Raw genomic sequence first — 22842 nt, 5'->3', positions numbered from 1 at the left:
TCTTGCACGAACGGTTGGTGTTCTGTCGTACCCACCGTTCGCGCAAGATCGTCGGAGTCGTGGTCAGCGGAGGTTGCGGAGGAAGGATTCGGTGACGGGGACGGCGGTTTCGCTGGGTTTGATGCCGTTCTCGACGAAGACGGCGAAGGCGATGTCGCCCTGCCAGCCGATGAACCAGGCGTGGGTGTGCGCGGGGTTGTTGTCGTACTCGGCCGTGCCGGTCTTGCCGAATACGGCGCCGCCGGGGGTGTCCTTGAGGGCGGTGGCGGTGCCTGCGGTGACGACCTCGCGCATCATGGCGCGCAGGGGGTCGAGGGTGGTGGGCTTGAGGGCGGGGCCGTCGGGGGCGGGCTTGGCGGCGGCGGGGTCGAGCAGGAGGACGGGCTGCTTCCACTGGCCGCGGGCGATCGCGGCGGCGGCGCCGGCCATGGCGACCGGGCTGACGATGGTCTGGCCCTGGCCGAACGTGGCCGCGGCCAGCTCGGTGGCGGTGCCTCCGGCGGAGACGCGGCCGGTGAACGCGGGCACGCCCAGGTCCCAGGTCTGGCCGAGGCCGAGCGCGGTGCCGGCGTTGACCAGGCCCTCCGGGCCCAGCGCCGGGGCCAGCGAGGCGAACGCGGTGTTGCAGGACTTGGCGAAGTCCGTGTGGAACGCGACGTTGCCCAGCTCCAGGAAGTTCGAGTTCTTGAACTGGCGGCCCTCGACGGTGAAGAACTTCGGGCACGGCACGATCTGGTTGGCCGTCACCTTGCCCGCGTCGAGCAGCCCGTACGCCGAAACGGCCTTGAAGGTCGAGCCCGGCGGCACCTGCGCGGTGAGGGCCAGGTTGTCCGGGCCGCTGTTGGCCACCGCGACGAGCTGCCCGTCGCTGATCCGGATCGCCACCATCGCGCTGCGCTGCTTGACCGTCGCGAGGGCCTTCTCCGCCGCGATCTGGGTCTTCGTGTCGATCGTGAGCTGGAGCTTCTGGCCGTCCTTGTCCTCGACGGTGTAGAGCGGGGTGTCCTGGACGGTGCCGTCGGAGGCCTTGCGGCTGGAGACCACGCTCAGGCCCGCGACGCCGCGCAGCCGGTCGTCGTAGGTGCGCTGGATGCCGCCGAGGCCCGCCTGGTCGCCCACCTGGTAGGCGCCGGGCTTGCTGTCCATGATCTCCTTGGTGACCGGCCCGACCGTGCCGAGCAGCGCCCGCGCGAAGGTGCGGGTCGGCGAGAGCAGCCGGTCCTCCTCGCGGAACGCGACCCCCTTGTCCATGAGCGCGCGCAGGCGGTCGCGGATCGGCTCGTAGACCTCCCGGCGCAGCGTCACGATCTCCACCAGGGCGTCCGGCTTGGCGTCCTTCACCCGGGCGGGCAGCTTGGCCAGGTCGTCTGTGCTGACGTCGTACGCCCCGGACGCGAAGATCGGGGTCAGGTCCTTGACCAGCGCGTCGATGTCGGTGACCTTCCGCGGCTCGACGCCGATGACGACGACCGGCCGCGGCTTGACGATCTCCTCGCCCTTGCCGTCGAAGACGCCGGCCCGGGTCGGGGCGAGGCGGCGCACCGCCAGCTCGTCACCCTTGGTCAGCTTCTCGTGCACGATCGCCGGCTCCCAGACGACCTGCCAGGTGTCCTTGGCCTTGGTCATCCGCACCGTGGTGGTGTACTCCCAGGTGGTCTTGTCCGGCAGCGGCTGGGTGACCTTGATCTGGGTGGTCGCCAGGCCCTCGCTCACCGCGGGGGCCTGCTTGGTCAGCGTCGGGGGAGTGTCGCGGAAGACGCCCTCCAGGGCCCGCAACTCGGTCTTGACCGTGTCGGCGGCGACGCCCTGACCGGTCGGGCTGACGAAGGTGACCTTGTCGAAGGTCCCCGACCGCCAGCCGGCCAGGAACGCGTCCAGCATGGGCTCAGGGCCGTCGTCCTTCGAGCAGGCGGCAAGTGCGGGGAACAGCAGCGACATCGCCACCAGGGAGAGGACAATTCTGGGACGGCGTACCTTCGAGCGCAGGGCCATGCGGGCATTCTGCCGTAAGGACCTGGGTCGTGTGGCACCACCGCTGTCCGGGACCGGACTCGTGGACGCGGATGTCGGCGGCCCCCGAACGCGTGGCTGGCCGGGGGTGCTGACTAGGCTGGGGTTGACGACGGGACGGCCCCTGCAACGGCCCGTCCCACCAACGACCCACAGCGTGGTGGGCGAAGGGGAGTGCTTTTCATGGAGTCTGGCGGCCGAATAGGCGGCGGCAGCGCTTCTGCCGAGGTCGAAGCCGGTGCGAGCGGTGACACCATCCGGAACGAGGGCATGCCGCAGGCGCATCCGGACGACCTGGATGACGGCGATCTCGACGAGCCCCTGCCCAACGGCGAGCGCCTGATCGCGGCCGCGGTCGCGCTGGCCGCCGGGGGCAGCCCGGACACTCCGAGCCTGGCTGACGACCGGCTGGCCGAGGCCCAGCTGGTCCAGCGGTACTGGCGCTTCGCCCCCGACGAGGAACTCGTCGACCTGACCCCCGCTCGCCTGCTCGAGGCCGCGCGGGCCCACCGCGAGCTGGCGGCTTCACGTACGCCGGGCGAGCTGAAGCTGCGCCTGTCCCTGTCGGGTGAACCGCGCCACACCGTTGTGGAGATCGTCACCGACGACATGCCGTTCCTGGTCGACTCGGTCACTGCCGCGCTGTCCGCGCGCAAGGACGTGCAGCTGCTGGTGCACCCGGTGATGGTGGTGCGCCGTGACGAGCAGGGCGACCTGATCGAGGTGTGCGCCGAGGTCGAGCCGGACGACGCCATCGCGGGTGACCTGGTCGAGAGCTGGATGCGCATCGAGGTCGGCGCCATCCGCGACGAGGCGGAACTGGAGCACCTGCGGGCCGACCTGGAGCGGGTGCTGGGCGACGTACGCCGGGCGGTCGAGGACTGGCCGCGGATGCGGGCCCAGGCGCTGGCGCTGGCCGACGAGATCTCCGGGGCCGAGCTGCCGGTGCCCGACCGTGACATCACCGACTCGGTGGAGCTGCTGCGCTGGCTCGCCGACCACCACTTCACCTTCCTCGGCTACCGCGAGTACGAGCTGGTCCACGTGCCCGGCGCGGCCGGCAGCGAGACCGACCTGATGCGCGCCGTGCCCGGCACGGGCCTGGGCATCCTGCGCGACGAGTCGTCCTCCACGGCCCGCACGCTGGAGTCGATGACGCCGGAGGCGCAGCACAAGGCGCTGGAGAAGCGCCTGCTGGTGATCACCAAGGCGAACTCGCGGTCCACCGTGCACCGCTCGGCGTACCTGGACTACATCGGCTTCAAGATGTTCGACGCCGACGGCAACGTCTGCGGCGAGCGCCGTTTCCTCGGCCTGTTCTCGTCGGCGGCGTACCGCACCAGCGTGCGGGACCTGCCGGTGATCCGGCGCAAGGTGGACAACGTGCTGGACCGCTCCGGCCTGTCCGCCCGCAGCCACTCCGGCAAGGACCTGCTGGAGATCCTGGAGACGTACCCGCGCGACGAGCTGTTCCAGATCAGCACCGACGACCTGTACCAGGCCGTGACCGGGGTGCTGCGCATGGCCGGACGCCGCCAGCTGCGGCTGTTCCTGCGCCGCGACGGCTACGGCCGGTTCATCTCGGCCCTGGTCTACCTGCCGCGGGACCGGTTCACCACCGCGCACCGGCTGGCCATGCAGGACATCCTGCTGCGCGAGCTCAACGGCGTCGGCGTCGACTACACGACCCGGGTCAGCGAGTCCAACCTGGCCCGCATCCACTTCATCGTGCGCACCGACCCGAACGACCCGCCCGGCGACGTGGACGTCGACGCGCTGGCCGAGATGCTCGGCGACGCCACCCGCAACTGGGACGACGACTTCCGGCTGGTGCTGGAGCGCAAGGTCGGCGACGAGCAGGCCAAGCTGCTGGCCGCCCGGTACGTCGACGCGCTGCCGGAGACCTACAAGGACGGCCACCTGCCCTACGAGGGCGTGCAGGACCTGGCCAAGCTGGAGCTGCTGGACGAGCCCGGCCAGCTGGAGATGCACCTGTTCCGGCGGCGCTTCACGGCCGGCTCGGGCAGCATGGTCGAGGCCACCACGCCCGGCAACGACGTGCGGTTCAAGGTCTACCGGCACGGCGAGCCGATGCTGCTGTCGGCGGTGCTGCCGGTGCTGCACTCGCTGGGCGTGCGGGTCACCGACGAGCGGCCGTACGAGGTGCGCCGCGACGACGCGACCGTGTTCGTGTACGACTTCGGCCTGCAACTGCCCTCCGGGGCGCGCGACCTGGCCGAGGTGCGCGCGCACGTGGAGAACGCCTTCGCCGCCGCGTGGCGGGGTGAGGCCGAGGTCGACGGCTTCAACGAGCTGGTGCTGCGCGCGGGCCTGACCTGGCGGCAGGCCGTGGTGCTGCGGGCGTACGCCAAGTACCTGCGCCAGGCCGGCACGGTGTTCGCGCAGGAGTCGATGGAGGCGACCTTCACGGCGTACCCGCAGATCGCGGCGATGCTGGTGGCGCTGTTCGAGACCCGGTTCAACCCGAACCTGCAGCTGAGCGACACCGAGCGGGGCAGCCAGGCCAAGGAGCTGATCTCGGCGATCGGCCGCCAGCTGGAGTCGGTGGCGAGCCTGGACCAGGACCGCATCCTGCGCAACTTCCTGACGCTGATGCAGGCCACCCTGCGCACCTCCTTCTTCCAGAAGGCGGCCGACGGGCGGCCCAAGTCGTACATCTCGTTCAAGCTGGACCCGCAGGCGATCCCGGACCTGCCCGCGCCGCGGCCCAAGTTCGAGATCTTCGTGTACTCGCCCCGCTTCGAGGGCGTGCACCTGCGCTTCGGCGCGGTGGCCCGGGGTGGCCTGCGCTGGTCGGACCGCCGCGACGACTTCCGCACCGAGGTGCTGGGCCTGGTCAAGGCGCAGATGGTCAAGAACGCGGTGATCGTGCCGGTCGGGGCCAAGGGCGGCTTCGTGCTCAAGCAGGCCCCCGTCGGCGGTGACCGCGACGCCCTGCAGGCCGAGGGTGTGGCCTGCTACAAGCGCTTCATCTCGGCGCTGCTCGACATCACCGACAACCTCGACGCCGGCAAGATCGTGCCGCCGGCCGACGTGGTGCGCCACGACGGGGACGACCCCTACCTGGTCGTCGCCGCCGACAAGGGCACGGCGACGTTCTCCGACATCGCCAACGAGATCTCCGCCTCGTACGGGTTCTGGCTCGGCGACGCGTTCGCCTCGGGCGGCTCGGCCGGCTATGACCACAAGGGCATGGGCATCACCGCCCGTGGTGCCTGGGAGTCGGTCAAGCGCCACTTCCGCGAGCTTGCGAGCGGAAGCGACAAGCACGGTCGCGGCATGGGCCGGGACACCCAGACCGAGGACTTCACCGTGGTCGGCGTGGGTGACATGTCGGGTGACGTGTTCGGCAACGGCATGCTGCTGTCCGAGCACATCCGCCTGGTCGCCGCGTTCGACCACCGGCACATCTTCCTCGACCCGAACCCCGACACGGCCACGTCGTTCGCCGAGCGGGCCCGTTTGTTCGCGCTGCCCCGCAGCTCGTGGGCCGACTACGACCCGACCCTCATCTCCGAGGGCGGCGGGGTGCACCCGCGCACCGCGAAGTCGATCCCGATCACGCCGCAGGTCCGGGCGGCGCTAGGGCTGGCCGACACGGTCACCGCGATGAGCCCGGCCGAGCTGATGAAGGCGATCCTGCTGGCCCCGGTGGACCTGCTCTGGAACGGCGGCATCGGCACGTACGTCAAGGCCACCACCGAGTCGCACGCCGAGGTCGGCGACAAGGCCAACGACGCGATCCGGGTCAACGGCGGGCACCTGCGCTGCCGGGTCGTCGGCGAGGGCGGCAACCTGGGTCTGACCCAGGCCGGGCGCATCGAGTACGCGCGCAAGGGCGCGCAGGGCGCGGGCGGCCGGATCTTCACCGACTTCATCGACAACACGGCCGGGGTGGACTGCTCCGACCACGAGGTCAACATCAAGATCCTGCTGGGCGCGGACACCGAGCTGGGCCGCGACGCCCGCAACGAGCTGCTGGCCAGCATGACCGACGAGGTCGCCGCGCTGGTGCTGCGCGACAACTACGGCCAGGCCACGGCGCTGGGCAACGCCCGCGCGCAGACCCTGTCGCTGCTGCCGGTGCACCGCCGCCTGCTCACCGAGCTGGAGCGCTCCGGCCGGCTGGACCGGGCCCTGGAGGGCCTGCCCACCGACGAGGAGCTGGTGGCGCGCTCGGAGAACGGCGAGGGCCTGTCCACGCCCGAGTTCGCCGTGCTCATGGCGTACGTGAAGATCGCGCTGGAGGAGGAGATCGTGCACTCCGATCTCCCCGACGACGCGTGGACCGCGCAGACCATGGCCGACTACTTCCCGACGCCGCTGCGCGGCATGACCCAGCAGATGGCCGAGCACCGGCTGCGCCGCGAGATCGTCACCACGGTGCTGGTCAACGAGACGGTCAACCGGGGCGGCATCACGTTCGTGCACCGTACGGTCGAGGAGACCGGCGCGTCCGCCGCGGACGTGCTCCGGGCCTTCGAGATCGTCTGGGAGGTCTTCGAACTGCCCGCGCTGTGGGCGGCCGTCGAGGCCACCGACAACCGAGTCCCGACCGCCGCGCAGACCGCCGTCTACCTCAAGGCCCGCCGCCTCATGGACCGCGCGGTCAGGTGGCTCATCCAGAACCGCCGCTCGCCCCTGGACGTGCCCGGCGAGATCGCCAAGCTCAAGCCCGGCGTGTCCGCGCTGGCCCCGCGCATGAAGGAGATGTTCCTGGGCGCGGAGCGCGAGGGCATCGCCGAGCACGAGGCCGAACTGGTCGCCCTCGGCGCACCGCAGGACCTGGCCGAATGGGGCGCCCGCACCCTGTACAGCTTCGCCCTGCTCGACGTCGTCGAAGTCGCCTCCGCGACTGGCCGCGACCTCGACGAGGTGGCCGGCGTCTACTTCGTCCTGTCCGAGCGCTTCCGGGTGGACGACCTCCTCACCAAGATCTCCCAGCTCCCCCGGGACGACCGCTGGCAGACCCTGGCCCGCATGGCCCTGCGCTACGACCTCTACGCGGCCCTGGCAGCCCTCACCGGAGAGGTCCTGGCGGCCTCCCCGACCGGCACCCCCCAGGACCGCGTCACCCAATGGGAGCAGCGCAACGCCACCACCATCGCCCAGGCCCGCAAATCCATCGGCGAGCTGGAAGGCATCAAGGCCGACCTGGCCCCCCTGTCCGTCCTCCTCCGCCAAATCCGCACCCTGGTCCGCACCGCCGCCGCCTGACCCACCCGCCAAGATCGCGACGATCTTGCTTGGGCTGTGGGGATGACACGCTCCAATCGGGTGTGTCCCCAACAGTTCCCGCAAGATCGTCGCGATCTTGGCTGCGGTGAGGGTCAGGCGAAGAAGGTTTTGGCGCGGGTGAGGGCTTCGGGGTCGGTGAGGATGTCGTCGGGGCGGTTGCCGTAGCCGAGGAGGGCTCCGCCCCAGGTCATGCCGAGGTAGTCGGCGGACAGGCGCAGGGTGCCGATGAGCGGGTCGGCGGTGGTGTGGTCCGTGGAACTCAGGACGCTGACCGTCCACAGGGTCTTGCCGCGCATGCGGGCTTTGAAGTCGGCTCCGGGGACGCGTAGCCAGGCGGACCAGTAGTCGAGGTAGAGCTTGGCGGAGGCGGAGACGCTGTACCAGTACAGCGGGGAGGCGATGACCAGGTTGTCGGCGGCCAAGGTGGCGTCGAGCAGGGTCTTCTCGGGGCCTTCGGGTTGGGGGTAGACGCCGTCGCCGGTGTGGCGGATGTCGTCGAACGGGGGCAGGGGCAGGTCGCGGAGGTTGAGCCAGGTCTGCGTGGCGTGGGCCGGGAGTTCGGCGGCGGCGGCGCGGGCCAGGGTCTCGGTGTTGCCGCCCTGTCGGGCCCCGGCGAGCAGGAAGAGGTAGGTGCTGGGGTGATCGAGCGGCACGGCCGGGTCTCCTGTCGGAAATGATTCATGCTCACGCATTAGATGCGTGAGCATGAATACTGCCATCGGGTCCGGCCGGTGGTCCAGTCCGGGTCGGAGTGACGACGGTTACGAGGCGAGGCCCAGGATCTCGGCGGCGGCGCGGCCGTTGGCGTGGCTCGCGCCGTACGTCGTGACGAAGGCCTTCACTCCGTTGGGTCGCCAGCCGGCGGGCCAGCCCATCTCGACCACGGCGAGCGGGTGCACCGCCGCGAGCTGCTCGGCCAGGGACCGGGCGGCGGGGTTGCGGTGGGTGTGCCGCCCGACGAGCACGATCGGCCGTCCGGCGGCGGCGTCGATGAGCGCGCCGGCGCTGGTCTCGTCGGCGGCGACGGCCAGCTGCGGGGTGCCGTCGAGGTGCGGCGACAGGCCCCACGGCACGGCGCCCTCGGCGATGGTGTGCCCGGCCCGCAGCTGTACGACGAACGGCTGCTCGAACCCGGTCAGGCTGCCCTCGACGCTCACCGCACGCCGCGCGGCGTCGTAGCCCAGCCGCGGACTGAGCTCGATGTGCTCGATCCCGTGCGTCCACGCGGCCAGCGCCTGGTTGCGCGCGACGGCCTGCTCGACCCGCGCGACGGGCAGCGTGCCGTCGGCGATCGCGCCGGCGATGGCCGAGGCGACGTGCTCGGTGATCTCCAGGTCGATGTCCGCGCCGAGGCACAGCAGGTCGGCCCCGGCCAGCAGCGCCCGGACCGCGGCCGGGCCGATGCCACCCGCGGCACGGGCCGCGCCCTGCATCTCCAGGGCGTCGGTGACCACGGTGCCGGTGAAGCCGTACTCCCGGCGCAGCACGTCGACCAGCAGCTTCTCGCTGAACGTGGCCGGTTCGTCGCCGGTGATCGCGGGCACCCGGATGTGCGCCGTCATGATCGCCTTGGTGCCCGCCGCGATGACGGCCGCGAACGGGGGCAGCTCGCGGTCGCGCAGCAGCTGCGGGGTCACGTCGACGGTCGGCAGTTCCAGGTGCGAGTCGGCGATGGTCGCGCCGTGCCCGGGGAAGTGCTTGGCGCAGGCGGCCACGCCGGCCTGCTGGAGGCCGACCACGGCCGCGGCGGCGTGCGCGGCGACCCGGACCGGGTCCGCGCCGAACGACCGGGTGCCGATGACCGGGTTGTCGGTGGCGGTGTTGACGTCGACGGTCGGGGCGAGGTTCAGGTTGATGCCGACATCGGCCAGCTCCCGCCCGATGGAGTGGTACACCCGACGGGTGAGGTCGAGGTCGCCGATCGCGCCCAGCGCCGCGTTGCCCGGGTACGGGCTGCCGGTGCGGTGGGCCAGCCGGGTGACGTCGCCGCCCTCCTCGTCGATGGCGATGAGGGTGTCGCGGCGCGCGGCCCGCAGCTGCGCGGTCAGCCCGGCGAGCTGCACCGGCTCGGCCACGTTGAACCCGAACAGCGTGTAGCCGGCCAGGCCCTCGCCGAGCAGGCCGGTGGCCCACTCGGGGGCGGTGTGGCCCTGGAACGCGGCCAGCATGGTGCGCAGTGCCAGCCGGCGCAGACCTGGATCAGTGGTCACGGTGTCCTCCGCTTCGACCCGACGTGGTGGTGGGCCCTTCGGCCAGTGTGTCGGGTCTTGCCATCCATAGTGGTTTTGTGCGCGTAGGCCGTAGGCTACGGCCGTACCGGTTAAGGTAACCCAATCTAATAAGAAACTTTACTAAAAGCCAGCGCGCGCCGACATCCGGTGCTGCCGCATGTCGACTCTAGGATGACGCACCATGGCCGCAGTTTCCCAGCCCGGCACTCCCCGGCTGCTCCGCGCGCTCAACGACCGGGCCGCCCTCGAGCTGCTGCTGGCCCGGGGCCCGCTGACCCGATCCCAGCTCGGCGAGCTGACCGGCCTGTCCAAGGTCACCGCCTCGCAGCTGGTCGAGCGGCTGGAGGAGCGCGGCCTGGTGCGCCGGGTCGGCGAGCAGGCGGGCGGACGCGGCCCCAACGCGCAGCTCTACAACGTCGCGCCGAACAGCGCGTACGTGGTGGGCGTCGAGGTGGGCGACGAGCACGTGGTGGCCGCCTGCGCCGACATCACCGGCGCGGTGGTGGGCCGGGTCGAGGTCTCCACCAAGCCCGACGCCAACGGTGGCGGCGAGGACCCGGTCCGGCTGGTGCACAACGCCGTCGTGCAGGCGGCCGAGCAGGCGGGCGCTTCCCTCGGCGACGTACGCCGCATCGTGCTGGGCACCCCGGGTCTGGTCGACCCGAACACCGGGGACATCGTCTTCGCCTTCAACCTGCCTCGCTGGCAGCGCGGCCTGGCCGCGGCCCTGCGCGACGACCTGCACACCACGATCGTGTTCGAGAACGACGTGAACCTCGCCGCCGTCGCCGAGTCCCACACCGGTGCGGCCCGCGAGGTCGGCGACTTCCTGCTCGTCTGGATCGGCCAGGGCGTCGGCCTGGCCGTCATGCTCGGCGGCCGGCTGCACCGCGGCACCGCCGGCGCGGCCGGTGAGATCGGCTACCTGCCGGTGCCCGGCGCGGACATCCCGCGCGAGGTCAGCCGGCGCGGCAAGGGCGCGTTCCAGCAGGTCGCCGGGGCGGACGCGGTCCGCCAGGTGGCCCGCGAGCACGGTTTCCGGACCGGCACCGCGGCCGAGGCGGTCAAGGCCGCGATCGCGGCGGGCACCAAGGGCGGCCCCGTGCTCGACGAGGTCGCCCGGCGGCTCGCGCTGGGTGTGGCGGCCTCCTGCATCGTGCTCGACCCGCCGCTGGTCGTGCTGGCCGGCGAGGTCGGCGCGGCGGGCGGCACCCCGCTGGCCGAGCGCGTGCAGCACGAGGTCGCCGCGATCAGCCCCGTGGCCCCGCGGGTCGTGGTGACCGGTGTGGCCGACGAGCCCGTGCTCCAGGGGGCGCTGCTCACCGCCCTCGACGCGGTCCGCGACGAGGTCTTCGGCTCGACCGTCGACTGATCAGGTCAGGTCCCGGCGGCGGAAGTTGGCGAACGCGGCGGCGATCAGGACGGCGGTGAGGCCCGCCACGACCATGCCGCCGCTGAGCCGGGTGATCACCAGGTCGCCCGTGCCGTCGAGGCCGTGCCAGTAGGTCAGGTCGCCGGAGACGAACGCGGACAGATAGCTGGACAGGAAGTACGGGTCGTACGGCAGCATGCCGCCGATCTCGAAGACGATGCGCGCGCCCGCCTCCCAGACCAGGAAGTAGCCGACCGCGATGCCCAGCGCGGCTGCGGTGTGGCGGGCCAGCGTGGCCAGCGCGAACGCGCACGCGGCGGCGGCGGTCGACAGTGCGATGGCACGCCCGCCCAACGCGGCGAGGTCGGCCCAGAAAGCCACGCCGGGTTGGCCGGTCCAGCCCGAGGTGTACGCGATCAGATAGAACGTGCCGACGTAGAGCGCCGTGAACAGGGCGGAGAACACCGCGACACCACCGGTCAGCGCGGTGAGCTTGGCCCCGAGGATCGCGGAGCGCTGCGGCCGCCACAGCAGCAGATTGGTGATCCCGCCGCTGCTCATCTCGGCCCCGATGAACGACGCGGCGATCACGAAGGCGAAGAAGCTGAGATACACCGCCAGGAAGACGGTCAGCCCCCCGATCTCCTGCTCGAACACGAACGCGTCCTCGAGGTAGCGCGCGGCCTGGATCTCGGTGGAGTCGCCCACGGCTCCGCAGCCGCCGGGGAAGGCCGCCTCCGCGGCCTCCTTGTCGACGAGGAACTTCTCCTCGCAGCTCGCCTTGAACCGGGCGAGGCTCTCGCGCTGCTCCGAGGCGGTCTTCTGGGCGGCGGCCCAGACCCCGGCGTCGGGTCGCGTGGAGTTGGCCAGCGTGGTCGCCGCGGTGACCCCGAAGACGGCGAGCAGGCCGAGCACCATGATGTGGGTGAACCGCCGCGACAGCAGCCGACTGAGCTCAGCTCGTACCAGGTTCATGCCTTCTCCTCGCTGCGCTCGCCGGCGGCATGTCGCCTGAGCCTGCTGATTCGCTCGCTCATGCCTGCTCCCCGCTCCGTACGTCGAGGTCGATGAAGTTGTCGGAGGGTGGGCGGCGGCGGGTCGGCACGGCGATCTGCGGGGGTGCGTCGGCGGCGGGCCGGGTGCCGGTGAGGTCCAGGAAGACGCTCTCCAGGTCGGGCGTGAGCGGCGTCAACTCGGTCACCCAGAGGCCGGCCCGGCCGAGCGTCTCGCTGATCGCGGCCGGGCCGCTGACACCGCCGACGAACAGCACGCCGTCGGCGGACCGCACCGTCGCGCCCGCGGCCCGCAGCACCTGCGCGGCCTGCTCGGGGTCGGCGACCCGGACCAGGTGCTCGCCGGTGTCGTGGCCGGCCAGCACCACGGACACGGGCCCGTGGGCGACCCGGCGGCCCCGGTCGATGATGGTCACCGAGTCGCAGACCTGCTCGATCTCGGACAGCAGGTGGCTGGAGAGCAGCACGGTCACGCCCTGCTCGGCCAGGTCGCTCATCAGGGTGCGCATGGCGTGGATGCCGGACGGGTCCAGCCCGTTCGCGGGCTCGTCGAGGATGAGCAGCTCGGGCCGCTTGAGCAGGGCGGAGGCGACGGCGAGCCGCTGGCGCATGCCGAGGGAATACACCTTGACCGGCTCGTCGGCGCGGTCGCGCAGCCCGACGGTGGTCAGCACCTCGTCGACCCGGCCGCGGGGCAGCCCGCCCGCGGTGGCCAGCAGCTGGAGGGTCTTGCGGCCGCTGAACGGGGTGAAGAAGGCCGGGCTCTCCACGATCGCGCCGACCCGGTGCGCCACGCTGCCGAAGTCGGCGCTGGGCGTGTCGAGGATGCGCATCACGCCCTCGTCGGGCCGCAGCAGGCCGAGCAGCGTACGCAGCGTGGTGGTCTTGCCCGAGCCGTTGGGCCCGAGGAAGCCGTGGACCTGGCCCTTCTCGACGTACATGTCGAAGCCGTCGAGTGCGGTCTTCTCCTCGCGCCACAGGCTGTGGAACGTCTTGCACAACCCGCTGATCTCGATCACGGCGGTCACAGCGCCTCCCCAATCGGTCTGTGTGCCGCCTCACCGTATGTGATCCGGCGGCGCTCGTGGGGGCCCGGTGCCGGCCGGACTGTGATCTGGCTGGCAGGTCTGCACCCCGGCGGGTGCGGCCGTGATTGGATATCGGCTGTGTCAGGACTGCACCGCGTCGCTCAGACCGTCCACGAGGTCAACCGGGCCGTAGCCCCGGACGACCCCGATCTCGTGATCGCCGCCGAAGGCGTCGACGTCGTCCGCGAGGGCAAGCACCTGCTGCGGGACATCTCGTGGCGGGTGGAGCTGGACGAGCGCTGGGTGGTGCTCGGCCCCAACGGCGCGGGCAAGACCACGCTGCTGCACCTGGCCGCCGGCCGCGCGCACCCGACCAAGGGCGCCGTGTACGTGCTCGGCGAGCGCATCGGCCGCGTCGATATGCACGAGCTGCGCACCAGGATCGGCCTGTCCACGGCGGCGCTGGCCGAGCGGGTGCCCCCGGGCGAGCTGGTCCGCGACGTGGTGGTCACCGCGTCCTGGTCGGTGGTGGGCCGGTTCAAGGAGTCGTACGACCCGATGGACGAGGCCCGCGCCGGCGAACTGCTGGAGGAGTGGGGCATGGCCGGGCTGGCGCAGCGCCAGTACGGCACCCTGTCGGAGGGCGAGCGCAAGCGCACCCAGATCGCCCGTGCCCTGATGACCGACCCGGAGCTGCTGCTGCTGGACGAGCCCGCGGCGGGGCTGGACCTGGGCGGCCGGGAGGACCTGGTGGCCCGGCTGTCCGAGCTGGCGGCCGACCCGGACGCCCCGGCGCTGGTGCTGGTGACGCACCATGTCGAGGAGATCCCGCCGAGCTTCACCCACGCGCTGCTGCTGCGCGAGGGCGGCATCGTCGCGGCCGGGCCGATCCCGGAGACGATCACGTCGGACAACCTGTCGGCGACCTTCGGCCTGCCGCTGGAGGTCACCTCGGTCGAGGGCCGGTTCACCGCCCGCGCCCGCTGACCGGCGTCTGGGCGGAACCGGCACCGGGCTTGCCCGGACCGGTCACGATCGTAGGTATGCGCACGCTCCTGAACATCCTGTGGTTCATCTTCGGTAGCGGCTTCCTGCTGGCCATCGCGTACGGGCTGGCCGGCATCATCTGCTTCGTCCTGATCGTGACCATCCCGTTCGGCGTGGCCTCGTTCCGGATCGCCCGGTACGCGCTGTGGCCGTTCGGGTACACCATCGTGGAGAAACCCAGCGCCGGGCTGGCCTCCGCGCTGGCGAACGTCGTCTGGCTGATCGTGGCGGGCTGGTGGCTGGCGCTGACGCACATCGTCACCGGCATCGCGCTGTGCATCACGCTGATCGGCATCCCGTTCGGCATCGCCAACTTCAAGCTGGTGCCCGCCGCGCTGTGGCCGCTCGGCCGGGAGATCGTCGAGCGTCCCTGACCGCCGCGCCGCGGCTGGGCCGTCCCCGACGCGGGACGGGCCGGCCGTGCGGCGCTAGCGGTGCTGTTCGAGGGCGCGCTGGATGGAGCGGTAGATGCGGCCGAAGCGGGACTCGTCGGCCACCCGCAGCAGGAGCAACTCGCGGCCACGCCATACCGCCCAGATCTCGTGCATCGAGATGCCCTGGTCGTAGCTGTGGTCCAAGCGGTGCAGGATCCACTCCAGCATGGGACCGGCGAGGCCGACCAGCAGCACGACGATCGCCAGCGGCACCAGCACCCGCCCGGCCGCCCCGGGATCGCCGACCGTGGCGGCGATCAGGTAGATGAGTCCGAGCAGGGCCAGCACCGCGCCGACCACGACGCCGGCGTTCAGCGCGCCGCGCCCGGCCAGCCGGCGCATGGACCGCGGATCCGCGGTGATCTCGCGGTGCCAGACGTACTCCAGATCCTCGAGCCGGAAGACGCGGTCGTGGATGTGGATCGCGGTGGAGGTGACTTCCACCGCGGGATCGCGGTAATAGACGATCATCGCAGCCTCCGGCCCTCACCGTAGGCGATCCGTGCAAACCGCCTAAGCTCGTCCTATCGGCACTCGATGAGGAGGCAGCGGTGGGCGAGTTCGTGAACGTGGAAGTCGACGCAGGCATCGGCACCATCCGGTTGGAACGCCCGCCGATGAACGCGCTGAACGTCCAGGTCCAGGAGGAGCTGCGGGCCGCCGCCCAGGCCGTGACGACCGACGGCCGCATCGCCGCCGTCGTCGTCTACGGCGGACCCAAGGTCTTCGCGGCCGGTGCCGACATCAAGGAGATGGCGGACATGTCGTACGTGGACATGTCGGCTCGCGCCGGTGCGCTGAGCAGCGCCTTCGACGCCGTCGCCCGCATCCCGAAGCCGGTCGTCGCCGCGATCACCGGGTACGCCCTCGGCGGCGGGTGCGAGCTGGCCCTGGCCTGCGACTGGCGGGTCGTCGCCGACGACGCCAAGCTCGGCCAGCCCGAGATCAAGCTGGGCATCATCCCCGGCGCGGGCGGCACCCAGCGGCTGGCGCGCCTGGTCGGCCCGGCCAAGGCCAAGGACATCATCTTCTCCGGCCGCATGGTCGACGCCGAGGAGGCGCTGGAGATCGGGCTCGCCGACCGGGTGTGCGCCGCCGAAATGGTGTACGACCAGGCCAAGGCGCTGGTCGCCGGCTACGTGAACGGCCCCGCGCAGGCGCTGAAGGCGGCGAAGCTGGCCATCGACGGCGGCCTGGACCGCGACCTCGCGGCCGGGCTGGCCTGGGAGTCGCAGCTGTTCGCGGCGCTGTTCGCCACCGAGGACCGGCGCGAGGGCATGACCGCGTTCGTGGAGCGCCGCCAGCCGAAGTTCATCGGCCGCTGACCTCGCCGCGACCGGGCTCCCTACCCGGTGTCGGCCCGCACCGGCGCGCCGCCGGATCACCCGTGGCGCGCCGGGAGAGCACGTTCGCGAGTTTGTGAGTCCTCTTCATATTTTCTCGCGTGCTGGATAGGCTCCCGGCACACGAAGGGACACGGTCATGGCTGAGACCTCTGACATCGCTGTTTCCGGCCACGGTGGACAGCTCGCGCTGGCCGCGTTGCGGGCCGCGGGCGTACGTGAGCTGTTCACCCTCTCCGGGGGGCACGTCTTCCCGGTGTACGACGCGGCCCACCAGGACGGCTTCCCGCTCTACGACGTGCGGCACGAGCAGACCGCCGTGTTCGCCGCCGAGGCGGTCGCCAAGCTGCAGCGCCGCCCCGGCGTAGCGGTGCTCACCGCCGGTCCCGGCGTCACCAACGGCGTCTCCGGCCTGACCAGCGCCTTCTTCAACGCCGCGCCGGTGCTGGTGCTCGGCGGGCGCGCCCCGCAGTTCCGCTGGGGTTCCGGGTCGCTGCAGGAGATCGACCACCTGCCGATCGTCGCGCCGGTCACCAAACACGCCGCCACCGTCACGTCCACCGACGACATCACCGCGGCCGTCACCACCGCGCTGGAGCACGCGCTCACCCCGCACCGCGGTCCGTCGTTCCTGGATCTGCCGCTCGAGGTCGTCTTCAGCACCGGTGACGGCAAGGCCGTCGCGCCGCGGGTCGACGTCCTGGAGCCGGACCCGGACCTGGTCGAGCAGGCCGCCCGCCTCATCGCCGCCGCGCAGCGCCCCGTGATCATCGCCGGTTCCGACGTGTACGGCGGGAGCGCGACCGAGGCGCTGCGGGCCGCCGCCGAGGCGCTGACCGTGCCCGTCTTCGCCAACGGCATGGGCCGGGGCTCGCTGCCCCCGAGCCACCCGCTGGCCTTCGCCAAGTCCCGCCGCAAGGCCCTGGACGGGGCCGACGTGGTCGTCGTCGTGGGCACCCCGCTCGACTTCCGGCTCGGCTTCGGCGACTTCGGCGCGGCCCAGGTCGTCCACATCGTGGACGCGCCGAGCCAGCGCGCCGGGCACGTCACCGTCGCCGTCTCGCCCGCCGGTGACCTGCGCACGATCCTGACCGGCCTCGCGGCGTACGCGGGGGAGCGGGTGGATCACGAGGACTGGGTGGCCACGCTGCGGGACGCCGAGCAGGCCCAGGCCGCCAAGCACGAGCTGGAGATGCAGGCCGACACCGAGCTGATCAAACCGGCCCGGGTCTACGGCGAGCTGCGCAAGGTGCTGGCGGCCGACGCGGTCACCATCGGCGACGGCGGCGACTTCGTCTCGTACGCCGGGCGCTACCTGGAGCCGTCGGTCCCCGGCAGCTGGCTCGACCCCGGCCCGTACGGTTGCCTCGGCACCGGCATGGGCTACGCCATGGGCGCCCGCGTCACCTACCCCGACCGCCAGATCTGCGTCCTGATGGGCGACGGCGCGGCCGGCTTCTCCCTGATGGACGTCGAGTCCCTGGTCCGCCAGAAGCTCCCCGTCGTCATGGTCGTCGGCAACAACGGCATCTGGGGCCTGGAGAAGCACCCCATGCGCGCCATGTACGGCTACGACGTCGCCGCCGACCTCCAGCCCGGCCTGCGCTACGACGAGGTCGTCAAGGCCCTCGGCGGCGGCGGCGAGACCGTCGCCAAAGCCGCCGCCCTCCCCGCCGCCCTCTCCCGCGCCTTCTCCGCCGGCGTCCCCTACCTCGTCAACGTCATCACCGACCCCGACGACGCATACCCCCGCTCCGCCAACCTCGCCTAGCCCAAAGGAAGGGCACCTTCTACATCGCTCCGCGATGTAGAAGGTGCCCTTCCTGACGCCCGCCTGGCGCTGCCAGGGACGATGCGGGCGGGGGTCGGCAGGTTACCTGCGGAAGACGAGCCAGTCGACGTTGACGAAGTCGGCGGGCTGGCCGCTGGCGAGGAACACGGCCGCCGGACCGGGGAGGGCCGGGTGCCGACCCGTTCGTCGGGCCGGGCGGGTCCCGGTGCCAAGCGGCGGTGATCGCTGTTTCCGGTCATGATCTGCGTTCAGACCGCAGGTTCTGACCGGAGACAGCGATCTCACGCCCCAGGCGGCAGGCCGTCTGCGCACGCGTTAAGAAGGGCACCTTCCTCTACGCATAGCGATGTGAAGGTGCCCTTCCTTCGCTCCGGGCGGCGGCGCTGGCGGCGGCGACGGCGACGGCGTTGCGCGGGGGTCAGGTGGTGGCGGGTTCCGGGGTGGGCTCGGGGGCCGGGGTTGGGGCGGCCGTGGGGGTGCGGCCGGGGACGAGAGCCGCGCCGAGGGCCCAGGGGATCCAGACGACCTCGGTCAGCACGCGCAGCAGGGCGGGGGAGACCGGCAGCCAGGGGATCATGATCAACCCGTGGTCGATCGCGCCGAGCAGCGCGAAAGCGGCCACGATCAGCGTGGTCGTGCCCAGCTTGCGGGCGCGGGTGGTGCGCAGGGCCAGGCCGAGCAGGGCTAAGCCGGCGCCGTACAGGGCGAGGCCGATCGGGTGCAGGACGCTGCCCATCTCGACGGTGCCGAAGACGCCGACGGTCAGGCCGCCGACCGTCAGCAGCAGCCCGAGCAGCGCGCGCTTGGAGTCGCGCAGGCGGCGGTAGTAGAGGCCGATCGCCAGCAGGCCGAGCACGACCGCGCCGCCGAACGCCCACTTCACCTCGATGCGTTCCAGCCCGGAGGCGGCGTACTCGCCGTACCAGTCGCAGTCGGAGGGCAGGTGCTGCCGTCCGCCGTCGTAGCCGGCGCAGGCGTACATCTTCAGGGTGCCGGCGGGCTCACCGAAGTAGCGGTGCGAGCCGATGGCGGGCAGGTCGTCGTCGCCGCAGGCGGGCACGGTACGGATGTTCGTGGCGGACATGTCCGTCCAGCAGCTGCCGACGCCCTGCCCGTCCCACCAGAAGTTCAGCCCGTTCGGCTTGGCCTCGCCCTGCTCGCTGACCCCCATGACGTTGTCGAGGTAGCGGTTGTGGTGCGAGGTGTCGAACTGCTGGGCGAACTCGGTGTCGTTGCGCACGAAGCCGGGCACGAAGCTGGTCACGAAGCCGGAGTAGTCGTTGCCGTAGATGTGGTTGCCGCGCCAGATGTTGTAGTTGCCGCCGGGGTTGACCACGCCCGCGCCGACCGGCAGGCCGACCGCGGGGCAGACGACGCCCTGCTCGTACCCGCGTTCGGCGAAGGGCTTCTTGCAGGTGCCGTCGACGATGTGCCGGTAGTAGTCGGTGTTGTTGTTCGCGATGACGTTGTTCTCGAACTTCGAGTGGTTCTGCGGCATGCCCGGGTGGTCGGGGAAGGCGCTGTCGGTGGCGATGCCCGCGGTGTTCTCGGTGAAGACGCTGTCGTGCACCCAGACCGAGTCGCCGGCGGTGCCGGAGTAGCCGAGCGTGTTGTGGTGGCCGTAGCAGCGCTGGATCTCGACGGCGTAGCGCGGCACGTCGTGGCCCCGGTCCTTGTTGATGTTCGAGGCGGCGCCCGGGTAGAAGGCGGAGTCGCCGTTGCCGTAGCCCTCGCAGTCGGTGTAGAGGCCGTGGTCGACGGCGAAGGTGAGGAAGGCGTACTCGTCGTTCCAGCGGCCCATGGTCCGGTCGACCACGAAGCCGTCGGTCTCCATGATGTAGAAGGCGTTGAACTGCGCCCGCTGCGCGGACATGTTGCGGAAGTACACGCCGTCGGCGTTGTCGGCCCGGATCGCGTTGAGTTTCCTGTACTGCGCGTCGACGAGCACATCCTCCGGCTTCGCGCCGGTGCCTTCGAGCTGGAGGTTCTTCTTGCCCAGGATGGCCACGAGGTTGGCCAGGTGCGGGCAGGCGAGCTGTTGGTCCCAGGTGAGCACCGGGTAGCCGTAGATCCGGCCGCGTACCGCGCCGTTCTCCATGGCGGCGCACTCGGGGCTGGCCGGGGCGATGCTCGGCTCCTCCAGGTACACCCCGGGCAGGATCTTGATGTTCGTGCCGGGCAGGTGGGCGGCGTCCACGGCCTGCTGGATGTGGCGGTAGCCGTCCTTCTGGCACTGCGTCCACAGCTGCTCGTTCGCGGCCTTGAGCTCGGCCGGGTAGCCCGCGACGCGGGTGGCGAAGTCGGCCGGGTCGGTCTTGCAGACGAGCAGCGTGGGCCCGGTGGTGCGGTAGGTGGGCACGCTGCCGGTGCCGTCCAGCTCGCGGGTGGGCCGCTCCTCGTGGGCGGAGGCCGCGCCGGCCGGACCGAGTATGGCGATCGCCGCCACGGCGACGATGCCGAGCAGACGTGTGTATGCCTTCATGGCGGCGGAGCCTAGAGAAGGTTTCACGTTCTCGCCAGACCCCGCGACGCGACACGCTGCCGTTCATCTGTCCGGGTGGTGTGCCTGGTGCAAACATGAAAAGTTCTCTAAACTCCGCGCGACGGGAATCACACCTGGCCCTAGGGACCCCCCATGACCGAGCCGGCCACGCTCACCACGGCTGACCCCGCAACGCCCCCGCCCGCCCCGTTCGCCGAGCCGGAACGGCCGGTCACGGGCCGGTGGATCAGCCTGTTCGCGCTGGCGTGGCTGGGCATCTGGATGGCCCAGCTGACCCCGGTGCAACTGCTGCTGCCGATCCAGGTCGAGGCGCAGCTCAAGGCCGCGGACTGGGTGGACAACGTGGTGGCCTTCGGCGTGGTGTCGGGCATCGCGGGCGCGTTCGCGCTGATCGCGTACCCCCTGACCGGCGCCCTGTCGGACCGCACCGTTTCGCGCTTCGGCCGCCGCCGCCCCTGGATCGTCTTCGGCGCCCTGCTGTTCGCGGCCTCGCTGGTGGTGCTCGGCCGGCAGGACGGCATCGTCGGCATCGGCGTCTGGTGGACGCTGACCCTGGTCGGCTTCTGCGTGCTCACCGCGGCGCTCACCGCCACCATCTCCGACCAGGTTCCGGTCGGCCAGCGCGGCTACATCTCGGGCTGGATCTCGGCCCCGCAGGCGATCGGCACCATCCTCGGCATCGTGCTGGTCACCGAGCTGGCGCTGAGCCAGTTCATCGGCTACTCGCTGATGGCCGGGCTGCTCGTGCTGCTGGTGCTGCCGTTCGTGCTGGGCGCGCCCGACGAGGTGCTGCCGCGCGCGGCCCGCCCGCCGTTCAGCTTCCGTGACCTGGCTGCCGGGTTCTGGATCAGCCCGCGGCGTTACCCCGACTTCGGCTGGACGCTGCTGAGCCGCATCCTGGTCAACGTCGGCAACGCCCTGGGCACCACGCTGCTGCTCTACTTCCTGATGTACCACGTGAAGGTGGCGAAGGCCGAGGACGAGCTGCTCGTCCTCACGCTGATCTACATGCTGTTCGTGGTGCTGGCCGCGCTGTTCCTCGGCCGGCTGTCCGACCGTTTCGGACGGCGCAAGGTCTTCGTTCTCGTCTCGTCGGGTCTGCAGGGCGTCGCGGCGGTGCTGCTGGCGTTCTTTCCGAACCTGACCGTGGCCACCGTCGGCGCGGGACTGCTGGGCCTGGGCTACGGCTGCTTCCTGTCGGTGGACCAGGCGCTGGCCACCCAGGTGCTGCCGGACCCGGCGGCGCGCGGCAAGGACCTCGGCATCATGAACATCGCCACTGCGGTGCCGCAGGCGGTGGCCCCGCTGCTCGGCGCGTTCGTCGTGGCGCAGTGGGGCGGTTTCGGGACGCTGTACCTGGCGTCCGGGTTGATCTCGGTGCTCGGCGCGCTCGCCGTGCTGCCGGTGAAGGGAGTGCGCTGATGACGCTGGCGCTGCAGGTGTCGGCTCCGTCCACGGCCCGGCCGTGGGAGGACGCCGACGCGTACTGGTCGGCCATGAACGCGGCGACCGCGGCGCTGGATCCGGTGTTCGGCGCGGTGAACCTGGCCGCGCTGTCGTACAACGCGCACGACCTGGCCCGCCGCGCGAACGGTGTGCCGATCCGCGTCGCCAGCAAGTCGGTGCGCTGCCGGGGTGTGCTCGACGCGGTGCTGGCGATGCCGGGCTACGGCGGCGTGCTGGCGTACACGCTGGCCGAGGCGCTGTGGCTGGCCGAGACGATCGACGACGTGGTGGTCGGCTACCCGACCGCCGACCGTGCCGCCGTCGCGGCGCTGGCCGCCTCGTCCGAACTGGCCGCCCGGGTCACCATCATGATCGATTCGGTGGACCACCTGGACCTGGTGGACAGCGTGGTCGCCCCGAGCGCGCGGCCGGACATCCGGGTCGCCATCGAGCTGGACTCGTCGTACAAGTCGAAGCTGCTCGGGCACATCGGGGTGTGGCGCTCGCCGGTGCACCGGGCCGAGCAGGCCCGCGCGCTGGCCGAGGCCGTCGTGGCCCGGCGCGGCTTCCGGCTGGTCGGCATGATGGGGTACGAGGCCCAGGTCGCCGGGCTTGGCAACGCCCCCAAGGGCAGCCCGCTGCGGGGCGCGATGGTGCGCGCGTTGCAGCGCTTCTCGATGGCCGAACTGGTCGAGCGCCGCGCGGCGGCCGTCGCGGCCGTGTCCGAGCTGGCCCCGCTGGAGTTCGTCAACGGCGGCGGCACCGGCAGCCTGGAGGCCACCGGCGCGGACCGCTCGGTGACCGAGGTCGCCGCCGGTTCGGGGCTGTTCGGCCCGCACCTGTTCGACAACTACGCCCACTTCACCCCGGCTCCCGCCGCCGCGTTCGCGCTGCCGGTGGTGCGGCGCCCCGCCCCGGACCGGGTGACCCTGCTCGGCGGCGGCTGGATCGCCTCCGGGCCGCCCGGCCTGGACCGGCTCCCGCAGGTGGTCTGGCCCGCTGGGCTGAAGATGGTGCCTCGCGAGATGGCCGGGGAGGTGCAGACCCCGGTGGTGGGCGAGCCCGCGACCCGGCTGCGCCTGGGCGACCGGGTGTGGCTGCGGCACACCAAGGCGGGCGAGCTGTCCGAGCACGTCAACGAGCTTCACCTGATCGACGCGGACACGGTGGCCGGGGCCCTGCCCACGTACCGTGGTGAAGGAAAGGCATTTCTGTGAGCAGCGAGGAACGAGCTTGCGAGTCCCGCAGTCGCGAACTGGCGGTGGCACTGTGAGCAGCGAGGAACGAGCTTGCGAGTCCCGCAGTCGCGAACTGGCGGTGGCACTGTGAGCAGCGAGGAACGAGCTTGCGAGTCCCGCAGTCGC

The 22842-nt window shown here is 71.6% G+C and carries 15 protein-coding genes; 8 read left to right on the top strand and 7 right to left on the bottom strand.

Features of this window, described 5'->3' with window-relative positions; genetic code table 11:
* Window positions 1–63: 63 nt before the first annotated feature.
* Window positions 64–1992 carry a penicillin-binding transpeptidase domain-containing protein gene (locus AB0B35_RS10270; RefSeq protein ID WP_361043174.1) on the bottom strand — a complete coding sequence of 643 codons (1929 nt, stop codon included), beginning with the start codon at window positions 1990–1992 and terminating at the stop codon, window positions 64–66.
* 288 nt (window positions 1993–2280) lie between these two features.
* Here AB0B35_RS10270 and AB0B35_RS10265 point away from each other — a divergent pair, with 288 nt between their 5' ends.
* Window positions 2281–7248, top strand: a complete 4968-nt coding sequence (locus AB0B35_RS10265) for an NAD-glutamate dehydrogenase (protein WP_361043382.1) — start codon at window positions 2281–2283, stop codon at window positions 7246–7248.
* Window positions 7249–7361: 113 nt separating this feature from the next.
* Here the strand turns inward: AB0B35_RS10265 and AB0B35_RS10260 are convergent, their stop codons facing one another.
* Entirely contained in the window at window positions 7362–7922 is a 561-nt protein-coding gene (locus AB0B35_RS10260; RefSeq protein WP_361043172.1) for an NAD(P)H-dependent oxidoreductase, read from the bottom strand.
* A gap of 108 nt (window positions 7923–8030) precedes the next feature.
* Complete coding sequence (locus AB0B35_RS10255; RefSeq protein WP_361043169.1) at window positions 8031–9479, bottom strand: glycoside hydrolase family 3 N-terminal domain-containing protein; 1449 nt, start codon at window positions 9477–9479, stop codon at window positions 8031–8033.
* Window positions 9480–9681: 202 nt separating this feature from the next.
* On the opposite strand from AB0B35_RS10255, the gene AB0B35_RS10250 reads away from it, so the two are divergent.
* Window positions 9682–10872, top strand: coding sequence for an ROK family transcriptional regulator (locus tag AB0B35_RS10250; protein ID WP_360520761.1), 1191 nt, complete (start codon window positions 9682–9684; stop codon window positions 10870–10872).
* On the opposite strand, the gene AB0B35_RS10245 is transcribed toward AB0B35_RS10250, so the two are convergent.
* Both AB0B35_RS10245 and AB0B35_RS10240 read right to left on the bottom strand, forming a co-directional pair.
* On the bottom strand, window positions 10873–11847 hold the full coding sequence (locus tag AB0B35_RS10245) for an ABC transporter permease subunit (protein WP_361043167.1): 975 nt from the start codon (window positions 11845–11847) through the stop codon (window positions 10873–10875). It abuts the gene before it with no gap.
* A 58-nt stretch (window positions 11848–11905) separates the two neighbouring features.
* A complete protein-coding gene (locus tag AB0B35_RS10240) occupies window positions 11906–12913 on the bottom strand; it encodes an ATP-binding cassette domain-containing protein (protein WP_361043164.1) in 1008 nt (335 codons plus the stop codon).
* A gap of 147 nt (window positions 12914–13060) precedes the next feature.
* Between AB0B35_RS10240 and AB0B35_RS10235 the strand changes: the two genes are divergently transcribed.
* Together AB0B35_RS10235 and AB0B35_RS10230 are read left to right on the top strand one after the other, a co-directional pair.
* The gene (locus tag AB0B35_RS10235; RefSeq protein WP_361043379.1) at window positions 13061–13900 is read left to right on the top strand and encodes an ABC transporter ATP-binding protein; all 840 of its coding nucleotides are present in this window, start codon (window positions 13061–13063) and stop codon (window positions 13898–13900) included.
* Between the two features lie 56 nt (window positions 13901–13956).
* Window positions 13957–14334 carry a YccF domain-containing protein gene (locus AB0B35_RS10230; RefSeq protein WP_361043161.1) on the top strand — a complete coding sequence of 126 codons (378 nt, stop codon included), beginning with the start codon at window positions 13957–13959 and terminating at the stop codon, window positions 14332–14334.
* 54 nt (window positions 14335–14388) lie between these two features.
* Here AB0B35_RS10230 and AB0B35_RS10225 read toward each other — a convergent pair whose 3' ends face one another.
* Entirely contained in the window at window positions 14389–14865 is a 477-nt protein-coding gene (locus tag AB0B35_RS10225) for a DUF6232 family protein (protein ID WP_361043159.1), read from the bottom strand.
* An 80-nt stretch (window positions 14866–14945) separates the two neighbouring features.
* Between AB0B35_RS10225 and AB0B35_RS10220 the strand changes: the two genes are divergently transcribed.
* Window positions 14946–15719, top strand: coding sequence for an enoyl-CoA hydratase-related protein (locus AB0B35_RS10220; protein WP_361043156.1), 774 nt, complete (start codon window positions 14946–14948; stop codon window positions 15717–15719).
* A 157-nt stretch (window positions 15720–15876) separates the two neighbouring features.
* Window positions 15877–17508: an acetolactate synthase gene (locus AB0B35_RS10215; RefSeq protein WP_361043153.1), complete on the top strand. Its 1632-nt coding sequence runs from the start codon at window positions 15877–15879 to the stop codon at window positions 17506–17508.
* Between the two features lie 439 nt (window positions 17509–17947).
* On the opposite strand, the gene AB0B35_RS10210 is transcribed toward AB0B35_RS10215, so the two are convergent.
* The gene (locus AB0B35_RS10210; RefSeq protein ID WP_361043150.1) at window positions 17948–20011 is read right to left on the bottom strand and encodes a hypothetical protein; all 2064 of its coding nucleotides are present in this window, start codon (window positions 20009–20011) and stop codon (window positions 17948–17950) included.
* Between the two features lie 153 nt (window positions 20012–20164).
* Here AB0B35_RS10210 and AB0B35_RS10205 point away from each other — a divergent pair, with 153 nt between their 5' ends.
* Both AB0B35_RS10205 and AB0B35_RS10200 read left to right on the top strand, forming a co-directional pair.
* Complete coding sequence (locus AB0B35_RS10205; protein ID WP_361043148.1) at window positions 20165–21454, top strand: MFS transporter; 1290 nt, start codon at window positions 20165–20167, stop codon at window positions 21452–21454.
* Window positions 21455–21528: 74 nt separating this feature from the next.
* Window positions 21529–22695 carry an alanine racemase gene (locus AB0B35_RS10200; RefSeq protein ID WP_361043377.1) on the top strand — a complete coding sequence of 389 codons (1167 nt, stop codon included), beginning with the start codon at window positions 21529–21531 and terminating at the stop codon, window positions 22693–22695.
* The last annotated feature ends 147 nt before the right edge of the window (window positions 22696–22842 follow it).

This window comes from Catellatospora sp. NPDC049133, assembly GCF_040648455.1.
Lineage (GTDB): Bacteria > Actinomycetota > Actinomycetes > Mycobacteriales > Micromonosporaceae > Catellatospora > Catellatospora aurea.
This window is presented reverse-complemented; position numbering and strand designations above follow the sequence as displayed.